This window comes from Nocardioides sp. LMS-CY, from assembly GCF_018732145.1.
Lineage (GTDB): Bacteria > Actinomycetota > Actinomycetes > Propionibacteriales > Nocardioidaceae > Nocardioides > Nocardioides soli.
Genome location: NZ_CP076104.1, coordinates 2,130,491 through 2,144,648 on the forward strand (window position 1 = coordinate 2,130,491; position 14,158 = coordinate 2,144,648).

Below are 14,158 nucleotides of genomic sequence, written 5' to 3' on the forward strand. Positions count from 1 at the left end.
CGCCGTGCAGATCTGGCGCTCTCTCGGTGAGGTCCCGGCCGACCTCGGACCGACCGCCGTGGTCATCGGCAACTTCGACGGGGTGCACCTCGGGCACCGGCACGTGCTGGCCCGCGCGCGACAGATCGCCCGGGACCGGTCGCTGCGCGTGGTCGCGGTCACCTTCGACCCGCACCCGATGGCGGTGCTGCGCCCCGAGCACGCTCCGACCACCCTCACGACCGTCGAGGTCCGCGCCGAGCTGCTCGGCGAGGCGGGCGCCGACGACGTGCTGGCCCTGCCCTTCGACCGCGGCGTCGCCGGCTGGTCGCCGAAGGAGTTCATCCAGCGGGTGCTCGTGCAGTCCCTGCGGGCCGCGGCGGTCGTCGTCGGCGCCAACTTCCGCTTCGGCAACCGCGCGTCCGGCGACGTCGCGACGCTGCACGAGGCGGGGGAGCGGCACGGCTTCACGGTCGAGGGCATCCCGCTCGACGGCGGGCCGCAGGTGTGGTCGTCGACGTACGTCCGGATGAGCCTGGCCGCCGGCGACGTCGCGGGGGCCGCCGAGGCGCTCGGGCGGCCGTACGCCGTGCGTGGCGTGGTGATCCGCGGCGACCAGCGCGGTCGCGAGCTGGGGTTCCCCACCGCCAACGTGCCCGCGCCGGCGATGACCGCCGTACCCCCGGACGGTGTCTACGCGGGCCGGCTGCGCCGCCTCGACACCGGCGAGGTGTTCCCGGCCGCGATCAGCGTCGGCACCAACCCGACCTTCGACGGGGTGCGCGACCGGCGGGTCGAGAGCTACGTGCTGGACCGCACCGACCTCGAGCTCTACGGCGTCGAGGTCGAGGTCAGCTTCGTGGATCGGCTGCGCGGCATGGTGGCGTTCGAGTCCGTCGAGTCCCTGATCGAGCAGATGACCGCCGACGTCGACCGGGCCCGCGAGCTACTCGCGTGACCTCGCGGGAGGAGACGCTCGCGGCCACCGACGCGTGGTTCCTCCAGCACGGTCTCTCCTACTTCGTGCCCGAGCGCCGGGCCGACGTGCGCAACGCGCTCCGGCTTAGGCGCACGGTCCCGCTGGTGGTCCTGGTCGCCCTGCTCTCGGCCGGGGCGGGCGGCGTGATCGCGTGGGTCTCGGGCGAGTTCAGCGCGGCGCCGGCGACGCTGGTGGCGCTCGGCGCGCTGGCGGTGCTCTGGTACGCCCTGACCGCGCTGCACGCCCGCCAGATCGTCGCCTGGGGCCTGGGCCGGACCTTCGGCAGCCTGCGCTTCGTGCTGCCGATGACCACGCGGGCGCTGCCGCTGCTGCTGCTCGCGATCACGTTCCTCTTCATCAACACCGAGGTATGGCAGGTCGCGGCCAACCTCACCGTCGCGTCGCTGTGGCTGGTGGTCGCGCTCTTCTCGGCGCTGGCGATCGGCTTCCTGCTGGTGCGGCTGCCCGACGAGGTCGACCGCGCCGACGACGCCGTCGACGACGCGCTGCTGGTGCGGGCCTGCCGCGGCACCCCGCTCGAGGAGCCGTGCCGTGAGCTGGTCGGCGACCCGGCGGCCGACCCCGCGGCGTACGCCGAGGTGACCGGCTACGAGCGCTGGAACCTGATCCTCGTGCTGCTCGTCGTGCAGACCGTCCAGGTGCTGCTGCTGTCGCTGACCGTGTTCGCGTTCCTGATGGTCTTCGGGTCGATCATCATGACCGGCCCGGTGACCAGCGCCTGGCAGACCGATCCGGAGTTCACCCCCTCCCGCGCGCTCGTGCAGGTGTCGGTGTTCCTGTCGGCGTTCTCCGGGCTCTACCTGATGGTGTCGACGGTGACCGACGAGGCCTACCGCGCCCAGTTCTTCGGCGGCGTCACCCGCGAGCTCGAGCGGGCCGTCGGGATGCGAGCGGTCTATCTCGCCCTGCGCGGGCAGGTCTAGGCGTCGAGGTCCCGCTCGACCAGGGCGACGATCGCGTCGAGCGCGGCCGGGTCGTCGCTCGACACCTCGACCTCGGTGCCCGGGCCGGCGCCGAGCGTCATGATCAGGAGCGAGGAGCGGGCGTCGACCGGCTCCGCGCCGGGCCGGCCGATCCGCACCTCGGCGTCGAGCGCGGCGGCGGCCTCGGCGATCAGCTGCGCGGGCCGCAGGTGCAGGCCCACCCGGGAGCCGACGGCGACGGTCTTGCTGGGCATCGCCGGCCAGTCTGGCAGAGTGCGCCTGTGACGGTGCTGGGTGGAACCCCGGTCGTGCCGGGCGTCGGCTACGGACCGGCGTACGTCGTGCCCGCCGGGCCCCGGGCCGCCGAGCCGCAGGACGGCCCACACCATATCGATGCCGAGGCCGCGCTCGCGGCGTACGACCTCGCCGCGCAGGAGGTCGCCGACGGCTACCTGCGTCGCGCGCGGGCGGCGTCGGGGGACGCGGCGGCCGTGCTCACCGCGAGCGCGGGGCTGGCCCGCGACCCGGGCCTGCGCCATGCCGTGGCGCTCGACATCCGCGCCGGTGCCGACCCGGTCGCGGCCGTACAGGCCGGCGTGGACCGCTTCGTCGCCGTGCTCGCCGACCTGGGCGGGTCGATGGCCGAGCGGGTGAGCGACCTGCGCGACGTCGAGCGGCGGCTGGTCGCCCGGCTGCTCGGCGTCCCCGAGCCCGGCCTCGACCTCCCGGACGGGCCCTCCGTGCTGGTGGTCGACGACCTGGCGCCCGCCGAAGCAGCCGGCCTCGACGCGAAGCGAGTGACGGCTCTGGTGCTGCGTCGCGGTGGACCGACCAGCCACACCGCGATCGTCGCCCGCCAGCTCGCGATCCCCTGCGTGGTCGGCGTCGCCGGGGTGGCGACGGTCGCCGACGGCACCCCGCTGCTCGTCGACGGCGCCGCCGGCACCGTGCAGGTCGCCCCCGACGGCCGGGCCGCGCGGGCCCGGGCCGCCGCCGACGCCGCCCGGCGCGCCGCCGTCGCCGGATGGAGCGGCCCGGGCCGCACCGCCGACGGGCACCCGGTGGAGATCCTCGCCAACGTCGCCGACGGCGCCTCCGCTCGCGCCGCGGCCCGGGCGCCCGTCGAGGGCGTGGGGCTGCTGCGCACCGAGCTCGGCTTCCTCGGTCGCGAGACCGAGCCGACGGTCGCCGAGCAGGCCGCGGCGTACGGCGAGGTGCTCGCGGCGTTCCCCGGCCGGCACGTCGTGCTGCGCACCCTCGACGCCGGCTCGGACAAGCCGCTGGCGTACGCCGGCCCCGGCGGCGAGCACAATCCGGCGCTCGGCGTCCGGGGGCTGCGGCTGAGCTCCGACGACCCCGGCCTGCTCGACCGGCAGCTCGACGCGATCGCGGCGGCCGCCGCCGCGACCGGGGGAGAGGCGTGGGTGATGGCGCCGATGGTCGCGACCGTCGCCGAGGCCGAGGGCTTCGCGGCCCGGGTGCACCGGCGCGGGCTGAAGGCCGGGATCATGGTCGAGGTGCCGAGCGCGGCGCTGCTCGCGCACCGGATGCTCCAGGTCGTCGACTTCCTCTCGATCGGCACCAACGACCTGGCGCAGTACGCCATGGCCGCCGACCGCAGCGCCGCCGACCTCGCCTACCTCACCGACCCGTGGCAGCCGGCGGTGCTCCAGTTCGTCGCGATCACCGCCGACGCCGGTCTGCACGCCCGCAAGCCGGTGGGGGTGTGCGGCGAGGCCGCGGCCGACCCGCTGCTCGCCTGCGTGCTGGTCGGCATGGGCGTCGGCTCCCTGTCGATGGCGGCCGCCGCCGTCCGTCCCGTGGGCGCCCGCCTGTCGACGGTCACCTCGCAGCAGTGCGAGGACGCCGCGGAGGCCGCGCTGTCGGCCGACGACCCGCAGTCGGCCCGAGCCGCGGTGCGCGCGCTGTTGGGCTGACCGTCCTTACAGGCGCAGCCAGGCCAGCACCGCCCGGACCCGGCGGTGGTCGTCGTCGGCGAGCGGCAGGTCGAGCTTCGCGAAGATGCTGTTGATGTGCTTGGCGACGGCCTTCTCGGTCACGTGCAGGTGCGCGGCGATGGCGCCGTTCGAGCGGCCCTCGGCCATCAGCGCGAGCACCTCCCGCTCGCGCGCGGTCAGGCGGTCCAGCGGCTCGTCGCGCCGGCGGGCCATCACCGTCGCCACCACCTCGGGATCGAGGACGGTGCCGCCCGCGGCGACCCGGCGTACGCCGTCGACGAACTCCGCCACGTCGGAGACCCGGTCCTTGAGCAGGTAGCCGACGGCACCGGCGCCGCTGGCCAGCAGCTCGCGGGCGTAGAGCTGCTCGACGTACTGGGAGATCACCATCACCGGGAAGCCGGGTCGGGCCTCGCGCACGGCGATGGCGGCGCGCAGGCCCTCGTCGGTCTGCGTCGGCGGCAGGCGTACGTCGAGGACGGCCGCGTCGGCGTCGGGGTCGCGGAGCGCCTGCTCGAGGGCGGGGGCGTTGTCGACCGCGTGGAGGATCGTGAAGCCGTTGCCCTCGAGCAGCTGGATCATGCCGGCCCGGAGGAGGGCGTGGTCCTCGGCGAGGACGAGCTTGGGTGCGGCATCGGGTCCAGGCTGCACGGAACCTCCAGGGTGACCAGGGTCGGCCCGCCGGTCGGGCTCGACACCGACATCGTGCCGTCGAACGCCGCCAGCCGCCGCATCACGCCCAGCATGCCGGTCCCGGCGGCGGCGTCGGCACCGCCGCGTCCGTCGTCGCCGACGACCGCGCGCAGCAGGTCGTCGTCGTGGGTGAGCGTGATCCACGCGTGGTGGGCGCCGGCGTGCTTGCCGATGTTGGCCAGGCACTCCGCGACGCCGAAGTAGACCGCCGACTCGACCGGCGCGGGCGGCCGTCCGGGCAGCCGGACGTCGACCTGCACCGGGATCGCCATGTCCAGCGCGATCGCCTGGACGGCGCCACCGAGGCCGCGGTCGGCGAGCACCGGCGGGTGGATGCCGCGGACGACCGAGCGGAGGTCGCCGATCGCCGCCGTGGTGGTGGCGCGCGCGTCCTGCACGAGCCGGCGTGCCTGCTCCGGGTCGCCGTCGAACGCCGCGTCGGCCATGCCCAGGCTCATCGACAGCGCCACCAGGCGGGCCTGGGCGCCGTCGTGGAGGTCGCGCTCGAGCCGGCGCAGCTCGGCCGCGGAGTGGTCGACGACGTCGGCCCGGCTGTGGGTCAGGTCCTGCACCCGCTGCTCGAGCCGCTCGGTGCGGCTGTAGGCGAGGAAGAGGCGGTCGAAGTGGGCGCGCGCCATCATCAGCGGCGGCGTCGCGAACCACCAGATGAAGCCCGTGACGATCCCGAGCAGCAGGATCACCACGACCAGCGAGACCACGATGCCGACGACCGGGGCGACCAGCACCCAGGCCAGGTCGCGCCAGGTCATCGGGTCGGCCAGCACCACGCGGGCCTTGTCGAAGAAGCCACTGGGCGGCAGCGGGCGGTAGGGGACCGGGATCGGCTCGCCGAGCGTGCGGGCGGCCATCTCGCGGTGCAGGTTCGCGATCCACCGGGTGGCGACCAGGCAGCCGGTGAGGATGCCGAGCCCGATCCAGACGACGACGAGCACGCCGCCGACGATCCAGAGCACGAGCAGCACGATCAGCACGATCGCGAGGAAGAACTGAGCGACGGCGTACCCGGTCAGGCGCAAACGATCCACGTCCCCATCCTCTCGGGCCGGCCCGACCTGTGCAGTGGTGCAGGCACCACCTCGGCCGGGGTCCTGGCGCCCCTGACCTTCCGCGCGCGTGGCCCGACGCTGGAAGGGACCGACACACCAGCCATCGAGGACCCGAGGAGAGACGGCCATGGGCAACCCGTTGACAGCAGTACCGATGCGAGCCGCGAGATGGAGCGCGGAGCACCCCTGGCGCGCGATCCTGGCCTGGATCGCCTTCGTCGCGTTCGCCGTCGGGCTCGCCGTCGCGATCCCCACGAACAACACCACCGATGCCGACTACCGGGTCGGCGAGTCGGGCCGCGCGGACGCCATGGTCCACGACGCCGACCTGGTCCAGGCGGACACCGAGAACGTCCTGATCACCGCGCGGTCCGGCTCGCTCGAGTCCAGCGCCGCCGAGTCCGCCGCCGAGGACGTCGTCGCGGCGGCCGGCGAGGCGGACCACGTGGCCGAGGTCGGCGACCCGCAGTGGAACGCCGACCGGAGCGCGCTGCTCGTGCCGATCGAGCTGGCCGGCGACACCGACGAGGTCGACGACCTCCAGCGCGCGGTCGACGGCGTCGCGGCCGCGCACGACGGGCTGGACATCCGACAGGCCGGCGACGTCAGCCTGGACGCGGCGATCAACGAGCGGGTGGGCGACGACCTGAGTGCCGCCGAGACCACGAGCGTCCCGGTGACGCTGGTCCTCATGCTGATCGCCTTCGGCGCGCTCGTCGCGGCCGGCATCCCGGTGCTGCTGGCGGCGTCCAGCGTCGCGGCCACCATCGGACTGATGGCGCCGCTGTCGCACCTGATCCCCTCCGACGACACGACCGCGAGCATGATCGTGCTGATCGGCATGGCCGTCGGCGTCGACTACTCGCTCTTCTACCTCAAGCGCGAGCGCGAGGAGCGCGCGAAGGGGCACCGCACCCTCGACGCCGTCGAGATCGCCGCGCAGACCTCCGGTCACTCGATCCTGGTCTCCGGGGGCGCGGTGATCGCCGCGATGGCCGGGCTGTTCCTGGTGGCGGACCCGACGTTCAACTCCCTGGCGATCGGCTCGATCCTCGTCGTCGCGGTCGCTGTGCTCGGCTCGATCACCGTGCTGCCGGCGCTGCTGGTCAAGCTCGGCCGCTGGTCGGACCGCCCGCGCGTGCCGCTGCTGTGGCGGCTCAACCGGCGCGTCGGCCAGGGCGGCATCAGCCGGCGGCTGCTCGGCCCCGTCGTCCGGCATCCGCTGGTCGCGCTGGTGCTCGCCTCGGGCGTCATCGTCGGCCTGGCGATCCCGGCGCTCGGCATGAAGACCCACTCCGGGACGCTCGACACGCTGCCCACCTCGGTCCCCGCGGTGCAGACGGTCAAGGACATCAGCAAGAGCTTCCCGGCCGACGAGGGCGCCAGCGCGACGGTCGTCGTCCGCGGCGACGCGGGGGAGGGGGCGCAGGTGCAGGCGGCCCTCGAGCGACTGAGCTCCGACGCCGTCGACACCGGCCACTTCGTGGCCTCGGGCCGTGGCGTGCAGACCTCGGACGACGGCACGACGTCGCTGCTCGTGCTCGGCATGCCGTACGACGAGACCGACGAGCGCGTGGACGACGCGCTGCGCGAGCTGCGCGGCGAGCTGGTGCCGGCCGCTCTCGGCGACCTGGCCGACGCGCCGGGGATCGAGCACGCCGTCGGCGGAGGTGCCGCCGCGAGCCTCGACTTCGCCGACAAGCAGAGCGGCCGGCTCGGGCTGGTGATCGGGTTCGTGCTGGTGCTGACGATGCTGATCATGGTCACGACGTTCCGCAGCGTCGCGCTCGCGGGCATCTCGACGGTGCTCAACCTGGCCTCGGTCGGCGCGGCGTTCGGCGTGCTGACGCTGGTCTTCCAGCACGGCTGGTTCAGCGGGTCCCTGGACTTCACCAGCCCGGGCTTCGTGATCGACTGGATCCCGCTCTTCGTGCTGGTCGTGCTGATCGGGTTGTCGATGGACTACCACGTCTTCGTGCTCAGCCGGGTCCGCGAGCACGTCCAGCACGGGCTGCCGACCCGGCTGGCCGTCCAGCGCGGCATCGCGGACACCGCCGGCGTCGTGACCAGCGCCGCGGCCGTGATGGTGTCGGTGTTCGCGATCTTCGCGACCCTGTCGATGCTGGAGATGAAGATGCTGGGCGTCGGTCTCTCCGCCGCGATCCTCCTCGACGCCACCCTGATCCGCCTGGTGATCCTGCCCGCCGTGCTGGTGCTGCTCGGCGACCACGTCTGGTGGCCCTGGCGCCCGTCCCGCCCGCGGGGCGAGCCGGTGGTCGAGCGGGAGCCGGCGTACGCCGTCAGCGCCCGCTGACGGCAAGGACCGGGCTTCGACGGGTGGTTTCGAGGCTCGGGCCTGGCGGCCCTCGCACCTCAACCACCGTGTCGCTGGTTGAGGTGCGAAGGCGCTCTGGCGCCTGAGCCTCGAAACCCGGTGAGTCGGGGGGTGGTGGTTTCGAGGCTCGTCGCTGGCGCTCCTCGCACCTCAACCACCGGTGTCGGTGGTTGAGGTGCGAAGGCGCTCTGGCGCCTGAGCCTCGAAACCACCCGTGCACGCGACACCGGGAGGAGCGGGTCGGGAGCTACGGCCCGCCGGGCTCCGCGGCGAGCAGCCGGGCGTGGGCGATGGCCTCGGGGGTGGTGGCGAAGAGGTGCTGCTCGTGGGCGAGCTGGTCGTGGACGCGCAGCTCGCGCAGCACCCGCTCGTGCTGAGGCTGCACCCCCGAGACCAGCACGCGGATCCCTCGGCGCTCGAGCCCGGCGATGGTCTCGGCCAGGACCCGCGCGCCGGTGGCGTCGACGGTGGTGACGCGCGACATGCGCAGCACGACGACGCGGACCCGGTGGACGTCGGCCAGTTCGAGCAGGAAGTCGTGCGCGGCCGCGAAGAACAGCGGCCCGTCGATCCGGTAGGCGACGATGTGCTCGTCGAGGAGTCGGCGCTCCTCGTCGACGTGGTCGCTCTCGTCGAGCGGCACCTGGTCGAGACGGGCGGTGCGGGCGGTCTGCTGGAGGGCGAAGAACCCCGCGACCACCAGGCCGATCAGCACCGCCAGGACGAGGTCAAAGACCACCGTCGCGGCCGCGGTGGCCACCAGCGCCGCCGCGTCGCCCCGGGTGGCGCGCAGCATTGCGGTGAGGCTGGAGACCTCGACCATGCGCGCCGCGGTGGCGATCAGCACGCCGGCCAGGGCGGCCAGCGGGATCTGCTCGACCCAGGGTGCGAGCACGAGCACCATGCCGAGGAGGACCACGGCGTGGGTGACGGCGGCCAGCCGGGACCCGGCTCCGGACCGCACGTTGACCGCCGTGCGGGCGATCGCCGCGGTGGCCGGGATGCCGCCGAAGACGGGAGCGGCGAGGTTCGCGAGACCTTGTCCGACCAGCTCCCGGTCGGGGTCGTGCTGCTCGCCGACGGTCATCGCGTCGGCCACCGTGGCCGAGAGCAGGGACTCCAGCGCGGCCAGGGCGGCGACCGCCACGGCCGGGAGCAGCAGGCTGTCCAGGTCGGCGAACGGCACGCGGGGCAGCGACGGACCGGGAAGGCCGCGCGGGATGGCGCCGATCGTCGCGGCGCCCCAGTCGAGGAAGTGGTTGCCCGCCGTGGCCACCACGACCGCGAGCAGGGCGGCGGGGATCGCGTTGCGCACCCGGGCCACGACGACCATGCCGACGGTGACCCCGATCGCGATGGCCGGTGCGGTCCAGTGCGGATCGGACAGCCACGTCCGTACGGCGTCCGCGACGAGCGGCAGCACCTTCTCCGCGTGTACGTCGACACCGAGGGCCGTCGGCACCTGCTGGAGGCCGATCACCAGTGCGATGCCCACCGTGAAGCCCTCGACCACGGGCACCGGCACGTAGCGCATGAACCGGCCGGCGCCGGTGGCGCCGAGCCCGATCAGGATCAGGCCGGCGATCAGGCCGACGACGAGGACGCCGCTGGCGCCGTGCGCGGCGACGATCGGGACCAGGACCACCGTCATCGCGCCGGTGGGACCGCTCACCTGGACCCGGCTGCCGCCGAACACGGCCGCGACGACCCCGGCCACGATCGCGGTGACCAGCCCGGCCGCGGCGCCCATCCCGGAGCTGACGCCGAAGCCGAGCGCCAGGGGCAGCGCGACGAGCGCGACCAGCACACCGGCGGTGAGGTCCCGCCCGACGCGCAGGTGGCACCAGTCGGACGAACGGGGCGCCAGCTCGCGGATGCGGTGGAGGACGATGCGCAAGGACAACGGCGGGATCAGCGGGGCGCGGTATCGGTGAGGGGGCCAGTGAGGGTGTCGGTGAGCTCGTGTCCGAGCTCACCCTGGACGGCGATCAACCCGGACAGGATCTTGCGGGCGGCCAGCAGCAGGTCGCGGACCTCGGGCACGCTGATCGAGTAGACGACCTCGCCGTTGCGGCGGTGCGAGACGACCATCGACGTACGCCGCAGCACGGCCAGCTGCTGGGAGAGGTTGCTCGGCTCGATCTCGATCTGCTCCAGCAGCTCGTGCACCGCGTGGTCGCGCTCGCAGAGCAGCTCGAGGATCCGGATCCGGGCCGGGTGGCCGAGCGTCTTGAAGAACTCGGCCTTCGCCTGGTACAGCGGCACCCCCATGACTGCTCCCTCCGCATCCGCGTTGCCGATGTCACAACAATACATCAGATGAAGAAGTCTTCATGTCCGGTAGTCTCCGGCTCACCCGCCTGGACTCCCGAGATGAGGAACGCGCATGGTTGACGTGGTGCTTGACGTGGTGAAGGTGCTCGATGACGCGGGTCTGACGAATCCGCACGTGCGTGAGTACGTCGCGCACTGGGCCGAGGTCACCGGCGCCTCCCGGGTCGAGGTCGTCTCCGCCGCCGACGACGCCCGCCTGGTCGCCGAGTCCCTCGAGGCCGGCGAGCTGCTTCCGGTGGGCGCCGGCCGGTACTACTCGCGCTCCTACCGCAAGGACACCGCCCGCGCGGAGGAGCGCACCATCGTCGCGACCTCCGACGAGCGCGACCGCGGCACGTACAACAACTGGAAGCCCACGGCGGAGATGAAGCCGAAGCTCGTCGAGCTCATGACCGGCGCCTCGGCGGGCAAGACCATGTACGTCATCCCGTACCTGATGGCCCCGGCGGGCTCGCCGCTCGAGAGGTTCGCCGCCGGAGTCGAGCTCACCGACAATCGCAACGTCGTGCTGCAGATGATCCGGATGGCGCGGGTCGGGGTCGACTCCGTCAACGCCTTGGGCAACGACTTCGTCCGCGCGGTGCACGTGACCGGCGACCTGGAGAACCTCGGCCAGGGCACCCCGGAGGACCGGCGCTACTTCGTGACGATCGCGGACGAGCGCACGATCCTGCACTTCGGCTCGTCGTACGGCGGCAACGCGCTGCTCGGCAAGATCGCCCACGGCCTGCGCCAGGGCTCCTACGACGGCTGGAAGAACGGCTTCCTGGTCGAGCAGTTCATGCTGCTCGGCATCACGGACAAGCAGACCGGCCGGAAGTACCACATCTGCGGCGGCTTCCCGTCCGCCTCGGGCAAGACCAACCTCGCGATGACGCTGGCTCCCGACGCCCTCGGCGACCGCTACCACGTCGAGTTCTACGGCGACGACATCGCCTGGATCTGGGTCGACGACGACGGCGTGCTGCGCGGCTTCAACCCGGAGAACGGCGTCTTCGGCGTCGCCAAGGACACCAACGAGCTGACCAACCCCACCGCGATCGACTCGATCACGCCGAACTCCGGCGCGATCTTCACCAACGTCGCCTACAACGGGAAGACCCAGGAGGTCTGGTGGGAGGGCCGCGGCCCGCAGCCGACCGACCTGGATGGCTGGCTGGACTGGACGGGACAGCCGATCGCCGAGCGCGCCGCCGAGCAGGCCGACGACCCGTGGGCGCACCCGAACTCCCGCTTCACGACCCAGCTCGGCAACGTCCCGAACGTGGCCGCGGACTGGGACGACCCGCGTGGCGTGGAGATCCACGGCGTCATCTTCGGCGGCCGCACCCGGGACCGCGAGCCGCTGATCCGCGCGATCACGGACCTCGCCGAAGGCGTCTACGACGGACTCACGCTGGGCGCCGAGGCGACCGCAGCGGCGGACGGCCTCGAGGGCGTGCTGCGCTACGACCCGATGTCGATGCGTCCGTTCATGTCCTACCCCGAGGCCGACTACGCCCAGCACTGGCTCGACGTCATCGGTGCGGCGAAGAGCCAGCCGATCTTCGCGCACGTGAACTGGTTCCAGCGGGGCGAGGACGGCCGCTTCCTGTGGCCGGGCTACCGGGAGAACCTGCGCCCGCTCGTGTGGCTGATGCAGCTCCGGAACGGCGAGGTCGCCGGCGTCCGGACTCCGGTCGGCATCCTGCCGGCCCGACACGAGCTGGACCTCGAGGGCCTCGACGAGCGCACGCTCGCCGACCTGGACGCCGTGCTGGCCGTCGACGTGCCGCGCTGGCAGCAGGAGATGGGCCACCGCGAGCAGCATCTCGCCCAGTTCGAGGGTCTGCCCGAGGAGATCTGGGCGGCGCACCGGCGGGTCGCCGCCGCTCTCATCTAGGCGCCCGGCCCGGCGCCCGACGTGGGGGGTGGGGCGCCGGGCCGAGGCGATCGGGGCCGGTCGGTCAGGACGCGGCGGGGGCCTCCGGGGCGGTGCACTGCTGAAGCCGCTCGGTGGCCTTGGCCAGCCGCATCTGCTGGGCCTTCTTGGCCTTCTTGGCCTTCGCCTTGTCGGCCTTGGCCGCACCGAGCTGCGCGCGGGCCTCGGCCTTGGCGTTGCGGTTGTCGGCATGCGTGACGGCCTCCTGGGCGTCGGCCACCTTCTCCTGCTGCTTGGCGAAGACGGCGGTCACGTGGGCCAGCGCGGCCTCGGCCTTCGCGACCTGTGCCTCCCGCTTGGCGCAGGGGTCCGGCTTGTCGGCGTGGGCCGCGAACGGCGCGCCGGTCACGGCGAGGGCGACGCTCGACACGAGTGCGGCGGTCGTGGTGCGGAAGCGGTGCATGCTCATCTCCTCGATCTCGGGACGCGGACGTCCCTGGGACAACTCAGTGGCTACATGTCGCGACGGGGACGGAGCGTTACAGGACGTTCGCGGATCGGGCCCGAGCCGCCGGGCGCGGTGCCTCGACCGCGGTCTTCACTCGTGTCCTGAGCCTGGCCCTGGCCATGCCCCTGACCATGCCCCTGACCCGTGCCCGGCCGATCGCCGCCGTGACCGCGGTCCTTGCCTGCCTTCTTGCCGGGCTTCAGATTCGTTGCGTGGCCCGGGCCGCTGCCCTGCTTCGGGCCTTGGCCGTTGCCGCTGCCCTGTTTCGGGCCTTGGCCGTTGCCCTGGCCTTGGCCGTTGCCCTGGCCTTGGCCGTTGCCCTGGCCCTGGCCGTTGCCCTGGCCCTGACCGGGATTGCCGATGCTGCCGTGACCCTTGCCGTGGTCCTTGCCGTGGTCCTTCCCGTGGTCCTTGCCGTTGCCGTTGCCGTGCCCGTTGCCGCGTCCGGTGCCCTGGCCGCCATCGCCGGCTCCCGGCGCGAGGGGTGTCGATGGCCCGGTCGCCGGGCTGCCGGCGGGAGGCGCCGGTGTCGGCTGGGCCGGGGTGGTCGGCGTCGGCTTCGGGGAGCGCTCGGGAGCTGGGTGCAGCGGCCAGCGCGGCTCGACGATGCCGGCGGCGTAGGAGGCGCCCACCCCGCCGATCAGGCCTGCCGCGACCAGTGCGGCCACCGGCGCGAGCAGCCGGCGGCGCGGCGGCGCGGCGGCGGGTCGGGGTGCCGTGCGGGCCTCGGCGGCGAGCCGGGCGATGAACTCGTCGTCGACGGTGCGGTCGTCGACGGTGCGGTCGCCGACGGTGGGGTCGTCGACCGGAGCGCGCAGCAGGCGCCGCAGCTCGGCACGGGAGGGACGGGGTCGCACATGGAGAACATGTCACGAGTCCCGCGGATCGTTACGCTCCCCGGGCCAGTCTCGGAAGGAGTGCGATGCCCGGACCACGACGCGACGGTCCGCTCGTCTCCGCAGCGCGCGATGGCGACGAGGCGGCCTGGAGGGAGCTCTACGCCCGGCACGCGCGCCGGCTGGAGGCCTGGCTCGCGTCCCTGCCGTCCGGCGACCCGACCGCCTCGCCCGAGGACGTCGCGGCCGAGGCATGGCTGACCGCGGCGGGCAAGATCGGCGAGTTCGCCGGGTCCGACGACGACTTCGCGGGCTGGCTGTTCACCATCGCCCGACTGACCCTGAACAACCGCCGGCGCGCGGCGCGGCGACGGCGTACCGATCCGCGGGAGCCGGACCCCGCCGACCACGCCTGGGGCGTCGTCGGGTCGCCCGAGGGCGCGGTCGTCGGCCAGGCCGAGACCCGCCGACTGCTCGCCCTGCTGAGCCCGCGGGAGGCCGAGGTGCTCGCCTGTCTGGAGGTGGTCGGCCTCGACGTCGCCACGACGGCCCGTGCGCTCGGGCTGAGCCCGACCGCCGTCCGGGTCGCGCGGCACCGCGCCCTGCGCCGGCTGCGCCAGCAGGTCGCCGGGACCGACGAGCCGTAGCCCGGCCGTGGGCTCGG

At 73.6% G+C, this 14,158-nt stretch carries 13 protein-coding genes; 6 read left to right on the plus strand and 7 right to left on the minus strand.

The genetic code is table 11. From position 1 onward, the window contains the following. The first annotated feature begins 4 nt into the window (after window positions 1-4). Both KM427_RS10305 and KM427_RS10310 read left to right on the plus strand, forming a co-directional pair. Window positions 5-937 carry a bifunctional riboflavin kinase/FAD synthetase gene (locus KM427_RS10305; RefSeq protein ID WP_215527132.1) on the plus strand — a complete coding sequence of 311 codons (933 nt, stop codon included), beginning with the start codon at window positions 5-7 and terminating at the stop codon, window positions 935-937. Then, the gene (locus KM427_RS10310; protein ID WP_215527133.1) at window positions 934-1,902 is read left to right on the plus strand and encodes a hypothetical protein; all 969 of its coding nucleotides are present in this window, start codon (window positions 934-936) and stop codon (window positions 1,900-1,902) included. Before KM427_RS10305 ends, KM427_RS10310 begins: the two co-directional genes overlap by 4 nt. On the opposite strand, the gene KM427_RS10315 is transcribed toward KM427_RS10310, so the two are convergent. After that, window positions 1,899-2,156, minus strand: a complete 258-nt coding sequence (locus KM427_RS10315) for an HPr family phosphocarrier protein (RefSeq protein WP_183590513.1) — start codon at window positions 2,154-2,156, stop codon at window positions 1,899-1,901. The genes KM427_RS10310 and KM427_RS10315 overlap by 4 nt on opposite strands. A 27-nt stretch (window positions 2,157-2,183) precedes the next feature. Here KM427_RS10315 and KM427_RS10320 point away from each other — a divergent pair, with 27 nt between their 5' ends. Further along, window positions 2,184-3,839, plus strand: coding sequence for a putative PEP-binding protein (locus KM427_RS10320; protein ID WP_252275256.1), 1,656 nt, complete (start codon window positions 2,184-2,186; stop codon window positions 3,837-3,839). Window positions 3,840-3,845: 6 nt separating this feature from the next. Here KM427_RS10320 and KM427_RS10325 read toward each other — a convergent pair whose 3' ends face one another. Beyond that, entirely contained in the window at window positions 3,846-4,442 is a 597-nt protein-coding gene (locus tag KM427_RS10325; RefSeq protein ID WP_252275385.1) for a LuxR C-terminal-related transcriptional regulator, read from the minus strand. Continuing rightward, window positions 4,439-5,599 carry a sensor histidine kinase gene (locus KM427_RS10330; protein ID WP_215527135.1) on the minus strand — a complete coding sequence of 387 codons (1,161 nt, stop codon included), beginning with the start codon at window positions 5,597-5,599 and terminating at the stop codon, window positions 4,439-4,441. The genes KM427_RS10325 and KM427_RS10330 overlap by 4 nt, the downstream gene beginning before the upstream one ends. 175 nt (window positions 5,600-5,774) lie before the next feature. Between KM427_RS10330 and KM427_RS10335 the strand changes: the two genes are divergently transcribed. Then, on the plus strand, window positions 5,775-7,934 hold the full coding sequence (locus KM427_RS10335; RefSeq protein WP_215527136.1) for an MMPL family transporter: 2,160 nt from the start codon (window positions 5,775-5,777) through the stop codon (window positions 7,932-7,934). A gap of 268 nt (window positions 7,935-8,202) precedes the next feature. On the opposite strand, the gene KM427_RS10340 is transcribed toward KM427_RS10335, so the two are convergent. Together KM427_RS10340 and KM427_RS10345 are read right to left on the minus strand one after the other, a co-directional pair. Beyond that, window positions 8,203-9,858 carry a SulP family inorganic anion transporter gene (locus KM427_RS10340; protein WP_252275258.1) on the minus strand — a complete coding sequence of 552 codons (1,656 nt, stop codon included), beginning with the start codon at window positions 9,856-9,858 and terminating at the stop codon, window positions 8,203-8,205. Between the two features lie 8 nt (window positions 9,859-9,866). Continuing rightward, complete coding sequence (locus tag KM427_RS10345) at window positions 9,867-10,226, minus strand: ArsR/SmtB family transcription factor (RefSeq protein ID WP_215527137.1); 360 nt, start codon at window positions 10,224-10,226, stop codon at window positions 9,867-9,869. A 115-nt stretch (window positions 10,227-10,341) separates the two neighbouring features. Here KM427_RS10345 and KM427_RS10350 point away from each other — a divergent pair, with 115 nt between their 5' ends. Then, window positions 10,342-12,171 (plus strand): phosphoenolpyruvate carboxykinase (GTP), encoded by a 1,830-nt coding sequence (locus KM427_RS10350; protein WP_215527138.1) that lies wholly within the window; start codon window positions 10,342-10,344, stop codon window positions 12,169-12,171. A 64-nt stretch (window positions 12,172-12,235) separates the two neighbouring features. On the opposite strand, the gene KM427_RS10355 is transcribed toward KM427_RS10350, so the two are convergent. Further along, entirely contained in the window at window positions 12,236-12,613 is a 378-nt protein-coding gene (locus tag KM427_RS10355) for a hypothetical protein (protein ID WP_183590506.1), read from the minus strand. A gap of 50 nt (window positions 12,614-12,663) precedes the next feature. After that, window positions 12,664-13,515 carry a hypothetical protein gene (locus KM427_RS10360; protein WP_215527139.1) on the minus strand — a complete coding sequence of 284 codons (852 nt, stop codon included), beginning with the start codon at window positions 13,513-13,515 and terminating at the stop codon, window positions 12,664-12,666. Window positions 13,516-13,580: 65 nt separating this feature from the next. Here KM427_RS10360 and KM427_RS10365 point away from each other — a divergent pair, with 65 nt between their 5' ends. After that, a complete protein-coding gene (locus KM427_RS10365) occupies window positions 13,581-14,141 on the plus strand; it encodes an RNA polymerase sigma factor (protein ID WP_215527140.1) in 561 nt (186 codons plus the stop codon). Window positions 14,142-14,158 lie beyond the last annotated feature (17 nt).

Bases quoted from the DNA above. Each gene is read 5' to 3' on its own strand.
- KM427_RS10315 (WP_183590513.1), bottom strand. From the start codon at position 2,156: ATGCCCAGCAAGACCGTCGCCGTCGGCTCCCGGGTGGGCCTGCACCTG.
- KM427_RS10325 (WP_252275385.1), bottom strand. From the start codon at position 4,442: ATGATCCAGCTGCTCGAGGGCAACGGCTTCACGATCCTCCACGCGGTC.
- KM427_RS10335 (WP_215527136.1), top strand. From the start codon at position 5,775: ATGCGAGCCGCGAGATGGAGCGCGGAGCACCCCTGGCGCGCGATCCTG.
- KM427_RS10345 (WP_215527137.1), bottom strand. From the start codon at position 10,226: ATGGGGGTGCCGCTGTACCAGGCGAAGGCCGAGTTCTTCAAGACGCTC.
- KM427_RS10350 (WP_215527138.1), top strand. From the start codon at position 10,342: ATGGTTGACGTGGTGCTTGACGTGGTGAAGGTGCTCGATGACGCGGGT.
- KM427_RS10355 (WP_183590506.1), bottom strand. From the start codon at position 12,613: ATGCACCGCTTCCGCACCACGACCGCCGCACTCGTGTCGAGCGTCGCC.
- KM427_RS10365 (WP_215527140.1), top strand. From the start codon at position 13,581: ATGCCCGGACCACGACGCGACGGTCCGCTCGTCTCCGCAGCGCGCGAT.